The organism is Hoeflea sp. EC-HK425, assembly GCF_902498795.1.
Classification (GTDB): domain Bacteria; phylum Pseudomonadota; class Alphaproteobacteria; order Rhizobiales; family Rhizobiaceae; genus Hoeflea; species Hoeflea alexandrii.
Genome location: NZ_LR701572.1, coordinates 759,663 through 777,017, shown reverse-complemented (window position 1 = coordinate 777,017; position 17,355 = coordinate 759,663). Strand labels below are relative to the sequence as shown.

Here is a 17,355-nt window from a genome sequence, read left to right as displayed (position 1 = left end):
TGGATGAGCTAGCAACCCCAGGAGCATGATCACAATGGTCGATATGTCAGGAGCCGAACCCGACCGGCTCGAAAACTTTCCTGTCACTTTCTTTGCGGTCATGATGGGGCTTCTCGGACTGACCCTGTCGATCGCCGCAGCGGAAACTGCCGCCGGCTCATCGGCGGGCATTTCGCAGTTCATGCTCGGTGCCGCGGTCGCGGTTTTCGCGGTTCTCGTGTTCTTCTACGGCCTGAAGGTCTTCCGCCACCCCGGGGCGGTTCGCGCCGAGTGGAACCATCCTGTCCGCATCGCCTTCTTCCCGACGATCTCGATCTCGCTTCTGCTGCTGGGCACCGCGCTGGCACCAAATGCGCCGGGCGCCGCCTACGTGATCTGGAGCATTGGCGTTGCCGCCCAGGCCATGTTGTCTCTGAGCGTCGTGGCCAACTGGATCGGCCACAGGACGTTTCAGGCCATCCACCTTTCGCCGGCATGGTTCATCCCGGCCGTCGGCAACGTGCTGGTGCCGCTGGCCGGCGTCCGTTTCGGTGTGATCGAGCTGTCATGGCTGTTCTTCTCGGCCGGGCTGCTGTTCTGGGTCGTGCTGCTGACACTGGTCATGAACCGGCTGATCTTCCACGAACCCCTTCCCGCCCGGCTGATGCCGACGCTGGTGATCCTGATCGCCCCGCCGGCAGTCGCCTTTGTCGCCTGGGTGAGGCTGACCGGAGAGGTCGACGCCTTCGCGCGTGTGCTTATCAACTCCGGCTACGTCTTTGCCCTGATCGTGCTGACCCAGGCGCCGCGGTTCTTCCGTCTTCCGTTTGCGCTGTCCTGGTGGGCACTGACCTTTCCCGTCGCGGCACTCTCCGTGGCCTCGTTCCTCTTCGCCCAAGAAACCGGCTCTGCCGGGCATCGCCTGATCGGGTTCGCGCTGACGGCTTGCCTGGCGCTCGCCGTCGCCACGCTCGTGGTGCGCACGGCCCAGGCCATCCGCGCCAAAGAGATCTGCCGCCCGGAGTAACGGGCGGGCAGACGCCAGGACAACAGCCCTCAAAACAAAAGGACGCCCGGATGGCTGCATCCGGGCGTCCTCGAAAGCGTTTCGCCGCATGGGCAAAGATTGGTTATTCGGCAGCTTCACCCCTTGCCGCTGGCAGATCGCGCTTGTTCCCAAGGCCGACACGCGCCTTCATGCGCTGCCACCAGGCGATCACCTTGCTGTCCTTCGAACGGGTGACGATCATCAGCAGGGATGGCGTCACCACCAACGTCAGGATGGTCGAGAACGCAAGTCCGAAGACGATGGCGCTCGACAGCGAGATCCACCATTGGGTCGACGGCGCGCCATAGGTGGTCTCGTGCGCCATCAGTTCGAGATTGAAGCCAAAGGCAATCGGCAGCACGCCCAGGATGGCGGTGACGGCGGTGAGCACCACCGGCCGTGCTCGCTCGCGGCAGGTTTCGAGAATAGCGTCGAGCTTGTCGCTGCCCTCGCGCCTGAGATGATCATAGGTGTCGATCAGCACGATGTTGTTGTTGACCACCACCCCGGCAAGCGCAATCACGCCGATACCGGTCATGACTATCCCGAACGGCTGTCCGGTGATCAGAAGCCCCAGGAAAACCCCGATGGTCGACATGACCACGGCCGATAGCACAAGTGCCACGGAGAGGAAGTTGTTGAACTGGGCCAGCAACACGACAAAGATCAGGAACACCGCAGCAGCTGCGGCCTTGCTCAGGAACTCTCCCGCGGCTTTCTGCTCTTCATCTTCACCCGCCAGCTTCCAGCGGATGCCCAAGGCATTGAGATCGGCCTTCTCAAGTTCTGCGACGATACCCTGACGCAACGGATCGGCCTGGATACCTTCGGCTATCCCGGCAGAAACGGTGATCGTCCGCACCCCGTCGATCCGGGTGAGCGTTCCAACACTTGCCGCAGGCTCCCGGGTTACAAAATTCGAGATCGGGACAGAACCCTGGCTGGTTTCGATCCTGAGATCGTCGAGCGTGGCAAGCGTGCGCCGGTCCTCCGGCAGCCTGAGCCTGATATCGACCGCATCGTCGGCGCCCGCCGGCCGGTAGTCGGTCAGCTTCAGCCCGGTGGTGACAAGCTGCACGACCGTTCCGACCGAGGCCGGGCCTATGCCGTAGCGCGCGGCAACCGAACGGTCGACCCTGATTTCCCAGTCGACGCCTGGCGGCGGCAACCCGTCGGAAATGTCGATCACGCCCGGCGTCTGCTCGAGTTGCGCTGCAACCTGCCGCGCCACGTCGGAGAGGCCGGCCGGATCGACTGCCGACAACTGGATCTGGATGGCCTTGCCGGTCGGCGGACCACCCTCGGGCACCAGAACCTCGATATCGACGCCCGGGAAACCGGTCAGTTCACGCCGGAAATCATCGAGAATTTCACCCGCGGGCTTGCGCTCGCGCCAGTCGACGAATTCGTACTGGATCACGCCCACGACGTCTGCGGCCACATCATTGCCGCCGCCACTGACATTGCCGACGCGAGTATACACGCTTGTCAGGCCGGGCCAGCCGATAATCCTGTTCTCCACCATGCGAACCGCGGCATCCTTCTCATCAAGCGACAGGTTGCCCCGCGCATGAACGTAGAGAAGGCCGTAATCGGGCTCGACATCGGGGAAGAACTCGACGCCATTGCCGTACTTGCCGTAGGCCACCGGCACCACGATCAGTGCCGCCATGGTGAAGAAAACAACGAGGAACGGATGCCTGACCGCCCGCGCCACGAACCGCATGTAGAGCCCGTCGCGCTTGGGCCCGTCCTCGACGATCGGCTTGGCGAACATCGCGCCCAGCGTCGGCGTGAACACGAGGGCGTAAAGCAGCGATGCCGACAGCGTCGCAATCAGCGTTATCGGCATGTATTTCATGAACTCGCCGACCATGCCCGGCCAGAACAAGAGCGGCGAGAACGCGGCGACACGGGTCAGCGTCGCCGCCACAACCGGCCCCGCCATGCGCTTGGCCGCGAGCGAGAACGCCTCTTTACGGTGCATGCCCTCGCTCATCCGGCGTTCGGCGAACTCGGTGACGATGATCGCGTCATCGACCAGCATGCCCACCGCCAGGATCAGGCTGAACAGCACGACGATGTTGACCGTCAGCCCGGCAAGCGACAGCGCCAGGATGCCCATCAGGAACGACGCCGGAATGGCAAAGCCGATCAGCAGCGAGGCCCGGCCCGAAAGCGCGTAAAGGATGACGATGAACACCAGGATGACGGCGGTCAGCACCGAGTTCTGCAGGTCGCTCAGCAATTGCCGGATCGAGGTCGACTTGTCCTGGCTGAAGCCGACGACAGCGCCTTCCGGCAGCAGCGCCTTGAAGTCGTTAGCGACAATTTTCACCGCATCCACGGTCTCGATCAGGTTCGCGCCCGTCCGCTTGGACACTTCGATGGCGATTGCCGGCTTGCCGTTGAGCCGGGTGATGGTTTCCGCATCCTTGAAGGTGGAGCGGATGGTGGCGAGATCGCGCGCCCGCACCACTGCGTTCGACCCCGCTATGATCGGCAGGTTGGCAACATCTTCGGCAGTCTCGATGAGGAGAGGAACCTTGACCGCATAATGGCCTTCGACGCCTTCAAGAGCACCGGCGGCAACCACGGAATTGGAAGCATTGACCCCGGCAATCAGCTGGTCAAGCTGCATCCCGTAAGACTGCAATTTGACCGGATCGATGATCACCTCGACCAGATCGTCGCGCGCACCCTGCAGCGAAGCATCGAGCACGCCATTGACTTCCTCGATCCGGTCGCGAAGTTCGCGTGCCGCGCGGGTCAGTGCACGCTCGGGCACATCGCCCGCAAGCGTGACCACCAGAACCGGAAACTCGGAGATATTAACCTCGTTGACCGTGGGCTCGTCGGCACCCTGCGGCAGGTCGGGCTTGGCATCTGAAACCTTGTTGCGGACATCATCCAGCGCCTTCGAAAGATCGGCACCGGCCATGAATTCGATGACCACATTGCCGCCGCCCTGATAGGCGGTCGACCGCATCTCCTTGATGCCGGTGATGTTCTTGAGCTTGGTCTCGACCGGCCGGAGCAGCAGCCGCTCTGAATCCTCCGGAGAAATGCCCGAATAGTGCAGAGAAACATAGATGATCGGGATCTGGATGTCCGGCTCGGCTTCCTTCGGAATCGAGATATAGGACATCGTTCCCGCAACGATCAGGAACAGCAACACCGCCAGCGTCAGTCGCGCATTGCGGATCGCGACGTCGACGAAATTCATTGCGATTGCTCCGCCATGTCGCCGGTCGCACCGGTGATCAGGCTGTTGTCGGCGGCCACCGCATTGACGGTTTCACCGTCGCTGACGAGGTCCTGCCCCGCAACAATGATCCGGGCGTCCTGCGGCACGCCGCTCAGCACCAGGCCCGAGGGCGAATCGTCGATCAGGTCAATCGGCACGAAACCGACAGTGCCGTCGCCATTGAGAATGCGCAGGCCGAGATTGCCGGCGGCGTCCAGCGTCACCACCGAGCGCGGCAGCTGGACCGCTCTGACGGGTTCGGACTTGATCATGATTTCCGCGGTCATGCCGGCGGGTATCTTGCGGTCCGGGTTGGCAATCGCGACCTCGATCGGGAACGTCCTGGTGCCCGATGTCGCCTCGAGACTGACATGGCGCACGATGCCGGAAACGATATCGCCGCTGATCAGGCGCACATCGGCCTCGCTACCGACTTTCACCTGTGAGATTTCCCGTTCGCTCACTTCACCGAGCGCCACCACCGGATCAAGCTGCAACAGCACCGCCGCCGCTTCGCCCGAAGGCAGCCAGCTGCCCTCCTCGACCATCACCTGGTCGATAATGCCGGAGAACGGTGCAACAACGGTCAGCCGATCGAGTTCGGCTTGTGCCGTCTCCAGTTGCGAGCGCGCCGAGGCCAGAGCCGAACGGGCGCTGTCGCTCTGTGTGGTCGGCGAGATACCTTCCTTGACCAGACGCTCGATGTTTTCCGCTTCTTTCTCACGCTGGTCGAGCAAGGCCCTGGCGGTATCCACCATTGCCTGCTTCTCGGCCGCTTCAAGGATCAGCACCGCGTCGCCGACCTGGACCGTGTCACCCTTCTTCACCTTGAGCTCGCCCAGGATTCCGGCGCTGCGCGTTGCGAGCGTCGTGCGCTTGTCAGGCGTGGTCACTCCGGAAATCCGGATGATACGGTTATGCTCGATGAAATCCGGCTTCAGCACCGCGACGGTCCGCAGCACCTTCTCCGGCGCGGCTTCGGCCTGCACCGGCTTCGGCTCATCACCCGAAACATCATTTGCAGCACTGCCGATTGACGAGAACTCGCCCGTCAGCACCCATGCGGCGGACACAGCCAGCACCACGAATGCTGCGACGGTATGAAACCTTGGCTTGGCCATGATACCTGCTTTCAAACTTTTTCCGCGCAAAGGCACGGTCGTAAATGCGCCACCCAAAAACCGCGCATGGCGGGGACTATTCGACTAAGGTCGGATAGCTGCGGCTGCTGCTATATAGTGACTTAGCCAAGTCCGAAAAAGCACAATGGCCAAGAAATGGCCGCTGCGGGGCCATTGTTCTTTGGCCGTGGCTTCACTGCAACATATAGCTGTTCTCAAATATCAACCGCACTTCAGGCGCGCCGGCCCTGCCATCTGCCGAACTAGGGCAGCCGCATGGTCTCGATCAGCTCGACATCGAAATCGCGGCAGATCTTCCGCACCCTGTCATCCGGACACTGATCTGTGACGAAGGTGTCGACCTGCTCGAGGTGACCGATGCGGACAGGCGCTGTCCGTTCGAACTTGGTCGAGTCCGCCACAAGGATCACCTGACGCGCATTCGCAATAATGGCCTGCGCCACCTTCACTTCCCGGAAATCATAGTCGAGCAGCGCGCCGTCGGGATCGATCGCCGAAGTGCCGATCACCGCGTAATCAACTTTGAACTGGCGGATGAAGTCCACCGCGGCCTCGCCGACGATGCCGCCATCCGACGCGCGCACCACGCCGCCCGCGATCACCACTTCGAACTGGGTGTAGGGGCGCATCCTGTTGGCGACATTGATGTTGTTGGTGATGATCATCAGCCGCCCATGGCGAAGCAAGGCCTGGCTCACGGCCTCGGTCGTGGTGCCGATATTGATGAACAGCGAGGCGTTGTCGGGAATAAGTGCCGCCGCGGCAGCACCGATCGCCTGCTTTTCCTCCGCGGCAATCTTGCCGCGCTGCGCATACTCCATGTTCTGGGTGCTCGACGGAATGACGGCGCCGCCATGAATGCGGGTGAGCAATTGCCGCTCGCACAGATCGTTGAGATCCTTGCGGATGGTCTGCGGCGTCACATCGAAGCGCTGGGCCAGATCATCGACAAGGACCCTGCCCTCGGTCTTCGCAAGTTCAATGATTTCCGTGTGGCGTGGTGCAAGGTACATCAGCATCGTTTTTCCGGACTCACCTGTTTCGCATCCAGTCTAAAACGAAAGAAACGAAAATCACAATGCGGACGGGGACGACGGTGTCGAGTTGTCCAGTGCCGGTCAGAAACGGTCGGGCCGCACCACCTCGACGTCGGAGATGGTGATCACCCCCATCTGCGGACTGACCACGTCGAAGATATCGGTGAGCACACGATCGAGATCCTCCTCGTCGAGCACCACGACAACCAGCACCATCTGGCCGGCATCGCCAATCATGCCTTCCCGGTCCCAATCGCCCTCCGATCCAGACCCTGAAAGCGCCGGAAACACCGTGTATCCCTTCACGCCGGCGCTGGCGAGATGACGTTGCACTCTCTTCAGGATGGGCCGTTCGCAGATGATCCGGATCTGTTTCTTCGCAAAAGTTTGCATGGTCATCTCCGCGTTAGCCGGCCGCCATCTGAGCCAGGGCGATATAGGCAGGTATGCCGATGGTCAGGTTCATCGGGAAGGTTATACCCAGCGACAAGGTAAGATAGATCGAAGGCCGCGCCTCCGGAAGAGCCAGGCGCAGCGCCGCCGGCACGGCGATGTAGGAGGCTGAAGCCCCCAGCACCATCAACAGCGCCACACCGCCGGTCGACAGGCCGATTGCAAGCCCGGCGGCCATCGCGAACACCGCGCCGACATAGGGCATCAGCAGGCCGAACAGCACCAGGCCCGGGCTCATGTGCTTCCATCCCGAGCGGATTCCGCGTCCGGCGACCGCGCCCATGTCGAGAAGGAACAGGCACAAAACGCCCTTGAAGGGATCGACGATGAACGGACCGATATCGGCGAGCCCCTTGGGTCCCGCCAGAAAGCCGATGACGAATGAGCCCACAAGCACGACAACCGATGAATTGAGCATCACCTCGGTCATCAGCCCCTCCTGCCGCCCGCCAGCCTTGCTCGCGGAACCGCTTCCCGACCGGCCCGCATGGGCGAGATAGAGCGCGACAAGGATCGCCGGTGTTTCCATGACAGCGGCGACGGCGACCAGGTAGCCTTCGAAACTCAGGCCTGCCAGCCGCAACGCCTCGCTTGCCGCCACGAAAGTGACGATCGAGATCGAGCCGTAATGGGCGGCCACCGCCGCGCGGTCGACCCGGTCGAGCCGGGCCATCACAGTCAGCAGCCCGAAAGCCACCAGTGGAATGAGCGCAGAAAGCACGATGCCCGCAACCAGCGCCAGCACGATGTCGACACCGAGACCGTGTTCGTTGACCGCCACGCCGCCCTTGAAGCCGATGGCGAGCATCAGGTAGATCGACAATGTCTTGGCCACGGCCTCGGGCAATGTCAGATGCGAACCGGCTATCGTGCCCAGGAAACCGAGCGCGAAAAACAGCACCGCCGGTGACAGCAGGTTCGCGCTCGCCAGCGCCAGAACATCTTGCATTGAACGTCAAAGCCCCTCTTGACTGCCCCTTCTGGCACCGCGTTTAGCGACAATGGGCCGGAAGTTCCAGCCTGTTGCAACTCAAACCTCGTTTCGGGTGCATTTCAGCCCAGCGCGGTGCGCCGCCGGAGGATATCCGCAAAGAACAGGGCGGCGTCATGCGGCCGGTCCGTCTCGCGGGTGATCAGCCCCACCGCCCCCATGGTGGTGCCCGTGTCGATCGGCAATTCGACGAATTCGCCGGAGCCGAGTTCCGCCGCGACCACGCCGCGCGAGATGATCCAGATGGCGTTCGTGGATCGCAGAAAGGCGCGTCCGAAACTGTCCGAAACGGTTTCCACCGCCTGGACCGGCGGCGCCATGCCCTGCTCCAGCATCACCCGCTCGACGAAGGGATGAATGATCGAACCCGCCGGAGGAACCAGCACGGGATGACGGGAGAGAATATCCGCCGCCACCTGCCGCTGTCCCGCCAGCGGATGCCTGCTGGAAACAATGAACACCACCCGGTCGCGGTAAAGCTGCTCGAAGCGCAGACTTGCCATGTTTTCGGGCGCCGGCATCCGGCCCATCACCAGGTCGAGATCGCCCTTGCGCAACTGGTCAAGCAGAACCCGGTTTTCCCCGGTTGTCACCATCAGCGGACTTTTCAGGCCGGATGCCAGGAAATCAGCCACGGCCCCGGGCATGATGGTGGCGGACACGGTCGGTAGCGCCCCGATGCGCACCGGTGGCCCGGCCACCGTGGCCACATTGGCAAGCGCCGCGATGCCGCCGCGCACCGCCGCAAGCCCAGAACCGGCATGGGACAGGAAAACTTCCCCCTGATGGGACAGGCGGATGCCGCGGCCATCCCGCTCGATCAGCGGCGTGCCGACGATCTGCTCCAGTTCGCGAATGGTGCGCGTTACCGCCGGCTGCGTCAGCGACAGGGTAATCGCCGCCCGGCCGACGCTCTTCTGCCGGGCCACTTCGACGAAAGCCTCCAGATGGCGGATCTTGATGCGTCGTGAAATATCCATATCGAAGTCGCTATAATTATTGCGATAAAAAATCATTATTCATTTCCATTCCAATATGTAAACCTGTTCATGGATTGGCGGGGAGGAACTCATGACGGAAACCAAGTCCAGTGGTGAACGCACACGCCGTGCGGTGCTGGGTGACGCCCATGTCGACCGTGCAATAGCGGCGAAGACCACCTTTGATGCCCCCTTTCAGGACCTGATCACCGCAAGCGCATGGGAAGGCCTTTGGTCGCGCCCCAATTGGAGCAAGCGCGATCGCTCGATTGTCACCATTGCGCTGCTGGCTGCCCTCGGCCATGAGGAAGAGGTCGCCATGCATGTCCGCGCCACGGCAAACACCGGCGCGACGGAAGAAGACATTTGCGAGGCGCTGATGCACGTGGCGATCTACGCCGGCGTGCCTGCGGCAAACACCGCCTTTCGCATTGCAAAGCGAACACTGGCGGAGATGAAGTCCACATCGGGAGGATCCGGGGCATGAAAAACAGCAGGCCACAAGCAGCCAATTACTTCCCCAGGGACCGGGCATGGCATCCGCAAGCCTACGCACCGGGCTACAAGTCGTCGGTGCTTCGCGCACCCCAACGACCGCTGATCGCTTTCGCCAACACGCTGTCGGAAACCACCGGCCCTGCCTTCGGCCACGACCTGATCGGGCCGCTCGACAACGATCTGACGCTCAATTTCGCCCAACCCGGCATGAGCGCCATCGGCGAACGCGTGGTCGTCCAGGGACGGGTGATGGATGAACGGGGGCAGCCTGTTCCCAATGTCCTGCTCGAATTCTGGCAGGCCAATGCCGGCGGGCGCTATCGCCACAAGAAGGACAATTATCTGGCACCGCTCGACCCCAATTTTGGCGGTTGCGGACGGACCGTGACCGGCGATGACGGCACCTATGCCTTCCGCACCGTGCGGCCCGGCCCCTACCCGTGGCCGAACGGTCCGAACGACTGGCGTCCGGCGCACATCCACATTTCGGTCTTCGGCCAGGCCTTCGCCCAGCGCCTGATCACACAGATGTATTTCGAGGGCGATCCGCTGATCCCGCGCTGCCCGATCGTTCGCACCATCAATGATCCGGCAGCCATCGACATGCTGGTCGCCCGGCTCGATATGGATGCCTCCGCGCCGATGGATTCGCTGACCTATCGCTTCGACATCGTTCTGCGCGGCAGCCGCTCGACCCTGTTCGAAAACCGCTTGGAGGGCAACTGACATGACCAATGTGACACCGGGACCGCTCTACCCCTTCAAGGAATCGCCGTCGCAGACTGCTGGTCCCTACGTGCATATCGGCCTGACGCCGAACTTCTGCGGCATTGAGGGCGTCTACGATCAGGACCTCGGAATCGCCATGGTCAACGACAAGACCAGCGGCGAGCACATTACTGTCGAAGGCCGCGTCTTCGACGGCGCTGGCACGCCGCTCAAGGATGTGCTGGTGGAAATCTGGCAGGCGGATGCCGACGGTCTGTACAACAGCCCCGCCGAGCCTCGCGGAACCGCCGATCCTGCCTTCACCGGCTGGGGACGCTGCGCCGCAGATCAGACCACCGGCCATTTCCGCTTCGAGACGATCAAGCCCGGCCGCGTTCCGTTTACCGACGGACGCCTGCAGGCGCCGCACATCAACATCTGGATTGTCGCACGCGGCATCAATCTCGGCCTCAACACCCGGATCTATTTCGAGGACGAGGCCGACGCCAACGCCGCCGACCCGGTGTTCGAGCGTTTCGAGCACAAGGACCGGGTAGCGACGCTGCTCGCCAAGGGCGGCAACGGCAAATACAGCCACGACATCCACCTGCAGGGTCCGCAGGAAACCGTGTTCTTCGATATCTGAAAGAGAAGCAGGCCATGGCACAATTCATGACGCTGTCCGAGGCGGTAGCGCAAAACCTCAACTCCGGCGACACCGCCGCGTTCGAGGGGTTCACCCATCTTATTCCCCATGCCAGCGCCCATGAAGCGCTGCGCCAGGGGATCAAGGACCTCACCCTGGTCCGGATGACCCCCGATGTGGTCTACGACCAGCTGATCGGCATGGGCGCGGTCAAGAAGCTGATCTTCTCCTATGCCGGCAATCCCGGCGTCGGTCTGCTCAGGCGCTTGCGCGATTCGGTCGAAAACGGCTGGCCGCACGCAATCGAGATCGAGGAACATTCCCACGCTGCCATGGCCAATGCCTATGAGGCCGGTGCAGCCGGCCTGCCCTTTGCCGCCTTCCGTGGCTACAAGGGGGCAGAACTGGCGAAGGTCAACCCGAACATCCGCTCGGTAACCTGCCCGTTTACCGGTGAGGAACTGGCAGCCGTGCCGGCGATCCGGCCGGATGTGACTTTCATCCACGCCCAGAAAGCAGACCGCAAGGGCAATGTGCTGATCGAAGGCATTGTCGGCGTCCAGAAGGAAGCCGTGCTCGCGGCCAAGCGCTCGGTCGTGACCGTCGAGGAGATCGTCGACGATCTCCACGCCCACCCCAATGCCTGCGTGCTGCCCGGCTGGGCCGTCACCGCCATCTGCCTCGTCCCCGGCGGCGCCCATCCGTCCTACGCCCACGGCTACTATTCGCGCGACAATGCAAGCTACATCGCCTGGGACAAGATTGCCGCGGACCGCGATACGTTCCTCGCCTGGATGAAAGACAATGTTCTCGACGCAAGGCCCGAGGATTTCGCCGACCGGATCAAACATCTCAGGAGCGCGGCATGAGCGACACCGACTTCACCTCCAATGAAATGATGACGATTGCGGCGTCCCGCGCGCTCAAGAACACCGATGTCTGCTTCGTCGGCATCGGCGCACCGTCGGCGGCCTGCAACATCGCCCGCCTCACCCATGCGCCGGATGTGACGCTTATCTACGAAAGCGGCACCATCGGCACCGCGCCGCAGGTGCTGCCGCTGTCGATAGGCGACGGCGAACTCTGCGACACGGCGGTCACCACCGTCTCGGTGCCGGAAATGTTCCGCTACTGGCTTCAGGGCGGACGCGTCACCGTCGGCTTTCTCGGTGCCGCCCAGATCGACCGTTTCGGCAACATCAACACCACCGTCATCGGCGATTACGACCAACCCAAGACCCGCCTCCCCGGTGGCGGCGGCGCACCGGAGATCGCTTCCTCCTGCGGCGAAATCTTCATCACGCTAAAGCAATCGAAACGGGCCATGGTCGACAAGATCGACTTCTACACCAGCTTCGGCCACGGCGAAGGCGGCGACCATCGCCAGCGGCTGGGAATTGCCACCAAGGGGCCAACCCTAATGGTTACAGACCTTGCGGTCTGGAAGCCTGATCCTGTAACACGTGAGTTCACCGTGGTCTCGATGCACCCCGGCGTGACGCGCGAAATGGTTCAGGCGGAATGCGGCTGGACCGTGCGGTTCGCCGACAAGCTCGAGGAGACCCCGGCGCCAACCGGGATCGAGCTGTCGACGCTGCGCGATCTCAATGCACGCACCAAAGCCGCCCATTCCGGCGGCAAAACCGGAGAAGCCGCCTGATGGCCGAAGCATTCATCTGTGATTATGTCCGCACCCCGATTGGCCGTTTCGGCGGCGCCCTGTCCAGCGTTCGCGCCGATGATCTGGGCGCGATCCCGCTGCGCGCCCTGAAGGAGCGCAACGCCGGTGTCGACTGGGAAGTTATCGAGGAGGTCTACTACGGCTGCGCCAACCAGGCAGGCGAAGACAACCGCAACGTCGCCCGCATGGCAACGCTGCTGGCAGGACTGCCGGTCTCGGTTCCCGGCACCACGCTCAACCGGCTCTGCGGCTCGGGCATGGATGCGGTGCTGGCAGCCAGCCGCATCATCCGCTCCGGCGAGGCCGAACTGGTGCTCGCCGGCGGTGTCGAAAGCATGTCGCGCGCGCCCTTCGTCATGCCCAAGGCGGACACGGCCTTTTCGCGCAATGCCGAAATCTATGACACCACCATCGGCTGGCGTTTCGTCAATCCGGTGCTGAAATCCCAGTACGGCGTCGATTCGATGCCGGAGACCGGCGAAAATGTCGCCGAGGATTTCGGCATCAGCCGCGAGGACCAGGATAGCTTTGCGCTGCGCAGCCAGACCCGCGCCGGCAAGGCCCAGGCATCGGGGCGCTTCGACAAGGAAATAGTCGCGGTGGAAATTCCGCGCCGCAAGGGAGATCCGATCATTGTCGACACCGACGAGCATCCACGCCCGGATACCACGCTCGAACAGCTCGCAAAGCTCAAGGCCCCATTCCGCGCCGGCGGCTCGGTCACCGCGGGCAACGCTTCCGGCGTCAATGACGGCGCGGCAGCGCTGATCATCGCCAGCGAAGCGGCTGCGAAGAAGCACGGGCTGACCCCGATCGCCCGCATTCTCGGCGGCGCCACCGCCGGTGTCGAACCGCGGATCATGGGCATCGGCCCGGCCCCGGCAACCCAGAAACTCTGCGCCCGGCTTGGCCTGAAACCATCCGACTTCGGCGTGATCGAACTCAACGAAGCCTTCGCCAGCCAGGGCATCGCCGTCCTGCGCCAGCTCGGGCTTCAGGAAGACGCCGAGCACATCAACCCCAATGGCGGTGCCATCGCGCTCGGCCACCCGCTCGGCATGTCCGGCGCCCGCATCACCGGCACCGCCGCACTCGAACTTGCGGTCCGCAACGAAAAGCTGGCGCTTGCCACCATGTGCATCGGCGTCGGTCAGGGCATCGCCATCGCCCTCGAGCGGGTCTGATATGGACGCTGGCGAACACCGATGGGCGGCGGGGCTCTACAGCGATCCCAAGATTGCTGAATTGTTCTCGGACGCCCCCCTGTTCGCCAGCTTCTCCCGTTTCGAGCAGGCCCTGATCAAGGGACTTGCCAAGGCAGGGCTGGTCGCAGCGGCCGACGCTGAGGACCTGGCGCGCCAGATCGGCGACTTCGCACCCGATGGCGCGGCGATCGCTGAAGCCGGCATTCGCGACGGCGTTCCGGTTCCGGAATATGTGCGCCAGTTGCGCGCCCATGTTTCCGGCCCGGCAAAACCGATGCTGCATCATGGCGCTACCAGCCAGGACCTGATGGATACGGCGACGATCGAGGCGCTGATATCGGTCAATGTCATTTTTGCGGAACGGCTCGACGCGCTGTTGCAGCAGCTTGACGAACTGTCCACCCGGTGCGGAAAGAATGAGCTCCAGGCCATCACCAGGATGCAACCTGCCGTGTTGTTCCATGCCTCCGACCGGATCGCCACGTGGCGGCAGCCCTTGTCGGCCCTGCGCGAACGGCTATCCGCGCTGAGGGAACAGACCGGCATTCTGCAGTTCGGAGGTGCCGTTGGCGATCTCCAGGCGCTGGGAGACAACGCCGAGACCGTGGCCCGCTCCATTGCAAGCGAATTGGGCCTCAGCTGGCCCGGGCACAGCTGGCATTCCGCCCGTGGTCCAGTCATCGCCCAGGCCAACTGGATGTCTGAACTCACCGGCACCCTGGGCAAGATCGGTCAGGATGTGGCGCTGATGGCGTTACGAGGGGCTGATGACATCCGCATGTCCGGCGGCGGCTCGTCTTCGGCCATGCCGCACAAGCAGAACCCGGTCACCGCCGAACGTCTGGTTACCATGGCCCGTTTCAACGCCACGCTGATCTCCGGCATGCACCAGGCCCAGATCCACGAATTGGAACGCTCCGGAGCTGCCTGGATGCTGGAATGGATGATCCTGCCGCAGATCTGCGAGACCACCGGGACCAGCCTTTCAGCAGCTCTCGCTCTCATCCAGTCGATTGAACACATGGGGAAATCCGCATGAAGACCTTGTCCACTCAAGTCTGCATCATTGGCGCAGGCCCCTCCGGCCTGCTGCTCGGCCAGCTGCTGCATGACATCGGTATCGAGACGCTGATCCTGGAGCGCTCGAGCCTCGATCATGTGCTCTCGCGTGTTCGCGCCGGAGTGCTGGAGCAAGGGACCGTGAAGCTGCTCGAAGCTGCCGGTGCAGGCGGACGGATGCATGCAGAAGGCCTGCCGCATGACGGCTTTGCCATCACCTGCGAAAACGACACCCATCGCATCGACCTGGCCAAACTGACCGGCGGCAAGAGCGTCATGGTCTACGGTCAGACCGAGGTGACCCGCGATCTGGTTGAGCGCCGCAAGGACACCGGCGGCATCAGCCATTACGAGGTCGAAGACGTCCAGCTTCATGATTTCGACAGCGACAAGCCCCATGTCACATGCCGGATCGACGGCGAGGACGTCCGCATCAATTGCCGCTTCATAGCCGGCTGTGACGGGTTTCACGGCGCCAGCCGCCGCTCTGTTCCCGAAGACTCCATTCGAACCTTCGAAAAAGTCTATCCGTTCGGCTGGCTCGGCATTCTCGCCGATGTCCCGCCGGTGAGCCACGAACTCATCTATGCGAGCCATTCCCGCGGCTTCGCGCTGTGCTCGATGCGTTCGAACACCCGCAGCCGCTACTACATCCAGTGCAATGCCGGGGACAGCATCGAGGCCTGGTCGGACGATCAGTTCTGGGCCGAGCTGCGCCGCCGCCTGCCCCCCGAAACGGCGGAAACCATGATCACCGGGCCGTCATTTGAAAAGTCCATCGCGCCGCTCAGGTCCTTCGTTGCCGAGCCGATGCACTTCGGCAGCCTGTTTCTCGTCGGCGATGCGGCGCACATCGTGCCGCCCACCGGTGCCAAGGGTCTCAACCTGGCTGCCTCGGATGTGCACTACCTGTTCGAAGGTCTGCGCGGCCATTTCCTCGAGCGCGACACCGACTTGCTCGATGCCTATTCCAGCCTCGCACTCTCAAGGGTCTGGAAGGCGGTCCGGTTCTCCTGGTGGATGACCACCATGCTGCACCGTTTTCCCGAGCAGGCCCCCGTTCGAAGCTCGCATTCTCGAAACCGAGCTCGCCTACACGCTTGACTCCGAGGCGATGAAAACGGCGCTTGCGGAAAACTACATCGGCCTGCCTTACTGAAGCCGGTTTTCCAACGTTTGTTCAGCTTGCATTCAGCAGACCATGGCAATGATGGACACATTATTGTCGCTCAAGCCGCAGGTTGACCACATGACGACCAAGATCCGCATCCGCCCCGCTGCAACCTTCCTCGCCGTGGCACTGATGAGTGCCGCGCCGATATTTGCTGCCCCGGCCTTTGCCGATCGGTACGGCGGTCAACGCATGGTCCTTGTAACGGTCGACGGCGAGTTGATGCGCAACATCCCCGAAGCCGGCTCCGTGCGGATCATCATTGACAACCAGGGCCGCAGGCTGCTCGTCGACAACTGGAACCAGGTGATCGGCTTCGAGATCCCGGCCTGGCAGTATCAGGAGCAGAACGGCGGCAGCCAGCGTGACACGCGACGTGGCATGGACAACCTCATCGATCAGTCCGGTTTTCCGGAACCGCCATCGGCTCGCGAGCAGGCCTCGCAGGACATCTTTCCCGATGCACCGCGCGCCCGCATAGAGCGCCGCGACCTCAACCCGATGACCGGAACCGTGCCGACGCGGCCGAAAATCATCGAAGTCCCGGCAGTCGAGGAACCCGCGCAACCGCGTGCCGAAAAACCGGCCAAGCCTGAAAAGAAGGCTCCCGCCCTGTCCAAGGCACAGGTCTCCGCACTCCAGGTCTATCTTGACCGCAACGGCATTTCGCCCGGCGTCATCGACGGCCGCATGGGCTCCAATGTGGCAAAGGCGCTCGACGCCTGGTTCGAGGCCACCGGCGAACGGCTCGACCCCGCCGACACCGACCTGATCGTCAGCCGCCTGGCCGCTGAAGGCGGACTGGCTTTCACCACCTATGAAATCACCGCCGAGGACGCCGCCGGGCCGTTCATCGCCTCGGTTCCCACCGATTACGCGGAGAAGGCGCGGCTGGAACGTCTCGCCTTCACCTCCACATCGGAGATGCTTGCCGAACGGTTCCACATGGACGAAGCCTATCTCAAGGAACTCAACCCGGGTGTCGATTTCAGCCTTCCCGGCGTCCGGATCAAGGTTGTGGCAACAGGTCGGAAGAAGACCGGAAAGGTCACGCGCATCATTGCCGACAAGGCCCGCAAGCAGGTTCGCGCCTACGACGCCGGCGGCAAGCTGCTTGCGGCCTACCCGGCCACCATCGGTTCCAGCGACACGCCTTCGCCATCAGGTGACGTGACCATCGAACGTGTGGCCCACAATCCCGGCTACACCTACAATCCCAAGATCAATTTCAAGCAGGGCAACAACGACAAGATCCTGCAGGTTCCGCCAGGACCCAACGGCCCTGTCGGAACAGTCTGGATCGCGCTCTCCAAGCCGACCTACGGCATCCACGGCACACCGGAACCCTCGGCCATCGGCAAGACCCAGAGCAATGGATGTGTCCGGCTGACCAATTGGGACGCCGAGGAACTCGCCGGCATGGTCACACCCGGCGTCACCGTCAGTTTCATCGAGTAAAGCGAAGCACCGGCGCGCACGAATATTCGCACTCGCTTGAATGCCTTGAAAA

15 protein-coding genes and 1 pseudogene are annotated in these 17,355 nt (G+C 62.8%); 10 read left to right on the top strand and 6 right to left on the bottom strand.

Going from position 1 to position 17,355, the window contains the following annotated elements:
* The first annotated feature begins 34 nt into the window (after window positions 1-34).
* Window positions 35-1,006: an SLAC1 anion channel family protein gene (locus tag SPHINGO391_RS06440; protein WP_244615129.1), complete on the top strand. Its 972-nt coding sequence runs from the start codon at window positions 35-37 to the stop codon at window positions 1,004-1,006.
* A gap of 103 nt (window positions 1,007-1,109) precedes the next feature.
* Here SPHINGO391_RS06440 and SPHINGO391_RS06435 read toward each other — a convergent pair whose 3' ends face one another.
* From SPHINGO391_RS06435 to pcaQ, 6 genes are all read right to left on the bottom strand, one after another.
* Entirely contained in the window at window positions 1,110-4,253 is a 3,144-nt protein-coding gene (locus SPHINGO391_RS06435; protein WP_152008050.1) for an efflux RND transporter permease subunit, read from the bottom strand.
* Window positions 4,250-5,410 carry an efflux RND transporter periplasmic adaptor subunit gene (locus tag SPHINGO391_RS06430; RefSeq protein ID WP_343200292.1) on the bottom strand — a complete coding sequence of 387 codons (1,161 nt, stop codon included), beginning with the start codon at window positions 5,408-5,410 and terminating at the stop codon, window positions 4,250-4,252. Before SPHINGO391_RS06430 ends, SPHINGO391_RS06435 begins: the two co-directional genes overlap by 4 nt.
* A gap of 248 nt (window positions 5,411-5,658) precedes the next feature.
* A complete protein-coding gene (locus SPHINGO391_RS06425; protein WP_152011451.1) occupies window positions 5,659-6,429 on the bottom strand; it encodes a DeoR/GlpR family DNA-binding transcription regulator in 771 nt (256 codons plus the stop codon).
* Between the two features lie 105 nt (window positions 6,430-6,534).
* Complete coding sequence (locus SPHINGO391_RS06420; RefSeq protein ID WP_193217210.1) at window positions 6,535-6,846, bottom strand: DUF190 domain-containing protein; 312 nt, start codon at window positions 6,844-6,846, stop codon at window positions 6,535-6,537.
* Between the two features lie 13 nt (window positions 6,847-6,859).
* On the bottom strand, window positions 6,860-7,855 hold the full coding sequence (locus tag SPHINGO391_RS06415) for a sodium-dependent bicarbonate transport family permease (protein ID WP_152008048.1): 996 nt from the start codon (window positions 7,853-7,855) through the stop codon (window positions 6,860-6,862).
* 104 nt (window positions 7,856-7,959) lie between these two features.
* The gene (gene pcaQ / locus SPHINGO391_RS06410; RefSeq protein ID WP_152008047.1) at window positions 7,960-8,877 is read right to left on the bottom strand and encodes a pca operon transcription factor PcaQ; all 918 of its coding nucleotides are present in this window, start codon (window positions 8,875-8,877) and stop codon (window positions 7,960-7,962) included.
* A 91-nt stretch (window positions 8,878-8,968) separates the two neighbouring features.
* On the opposite strand from pcaQ, the gene pcaC reads away from it, so the two are divergent.
* From pcaC to SPHINGO391_RS06365, 9 genes and pseudogenes are all read left to right on the top strand, one after another.
* Complete coding sequence (gene pcaC / locus SPHINGO391_RS06405) at window positions 8,969-9,364, top strand: 4-carboxymuconolactone decarboxylase (RefSeq protein WP_152008046.1); 396 nt, start codon at window positions 8,969-8,971, stop codon at window positions 9,362-9,364.
* Window positions 9,361-10,101, top strand: a complete 741-nt coding sequence (gene pcaH, locus SPHINGO391_RS06400; RefSeq protein WP_152008045.1) for a protocatechuate 3,4-dioxygenase subunit beta — start codon at window positions 9,361-9,363, stop codon at window positions 10,099-10,101. The genes pcaC and pcaH overlap by 4 nt, the downstream gene beginning before the upstream one ends.
* Window position 10,102: 1 nt before the next feature.
* Window positions 10,103-10,729 (top strand): protocatechuate 3,4-dioxygenase subunit alpha, encoded by a 627-nt coding sequence (gene pcaG / locus SPHINGO391_RS06395; RefSeq protein ID WP_152008044.1) that lies wholly within the window; start codon window positions 10,103-10,105, stop codon window positions 10,727-10,729.
* Window positions 10,730-10,743: 14 nt separating this feature from the next.
* The gene (locus SPHINGO391_RS06390) at window positions 10,744-11,598 is read left to right on the top strand and encodes a CoA transferase subunit A (RefSeq protein ID WP_152008043.1); all 855 of its coding nucleotides are present in this window, start codon (window positions 10,744-10,746) and stop codon (window positions 11,596-11,598) included.
* A complete protein-coding gene (locus tag SPHINGO391_RS06385; RefSeq protein WP_152008042.1) occupies window positions 11,595-12,389 on the top strand; it encodes a CoA-transferase subunit beta in 795 nt (264 codons plus the stop codon). The genes SPHINGO391_RS06390 and SPHINGO391_RS06385 overlap by 4 nt, the downstream gene beginning before the upstream one ends.
* Complete coding sequence (gene pcaF, locus SPHINGO391_RS06380) at window positions 12,389-13,594, top strand: 3-oxoadipyl-CoA thiolase (protein WP_152008041.1); 1,206 nt, start codon at window positions 12,389-12,391, stop codon at window positions 13,592-13,594. The genes SPHINGO391_RS06385 and pcaF overlap by 1 nt, the downstream gene beginning before the upstream one ends.
* Before the next feature lies 1 nt (window position 13,595).
* A complete protein-coding gene (locus SPHINGO391_RS06375) occupies window positions 13,596-14,654 on the top strand; it encodes a 3-carboxy-cis,cis-muconate cycloisomerase (RefSeq protein ID WP_152008040.1) in 1,059 nt (352 codons plus the stop codon).
* Between the two features lie 5 nt (window positions 14,655-14,659).
* Window positions 14,660-15,833 (top strand): annotated as a pseudogene (gene pobA / locus SPHINGO391_RS06370) (4-hydroxybenzoate 3-monooxygenase).
* 90 nt (window positions 15,834-15,923) lie between these two features.
* Window positions 15,924-17,303: a L,D-transpeptidase gene (locus SPHINGO391_RS06365; RefSeq protein ID WP_193217412.1), complete on the top strand. Its 1,380-nt coding sequence runs from the start codon at window positions 15,924-15,926 to the stop codon at window positions 17,301-17,303.
* The last annotated feature ends 52 nt before the right edge of the window (window positions 17,304-17,355 follow it).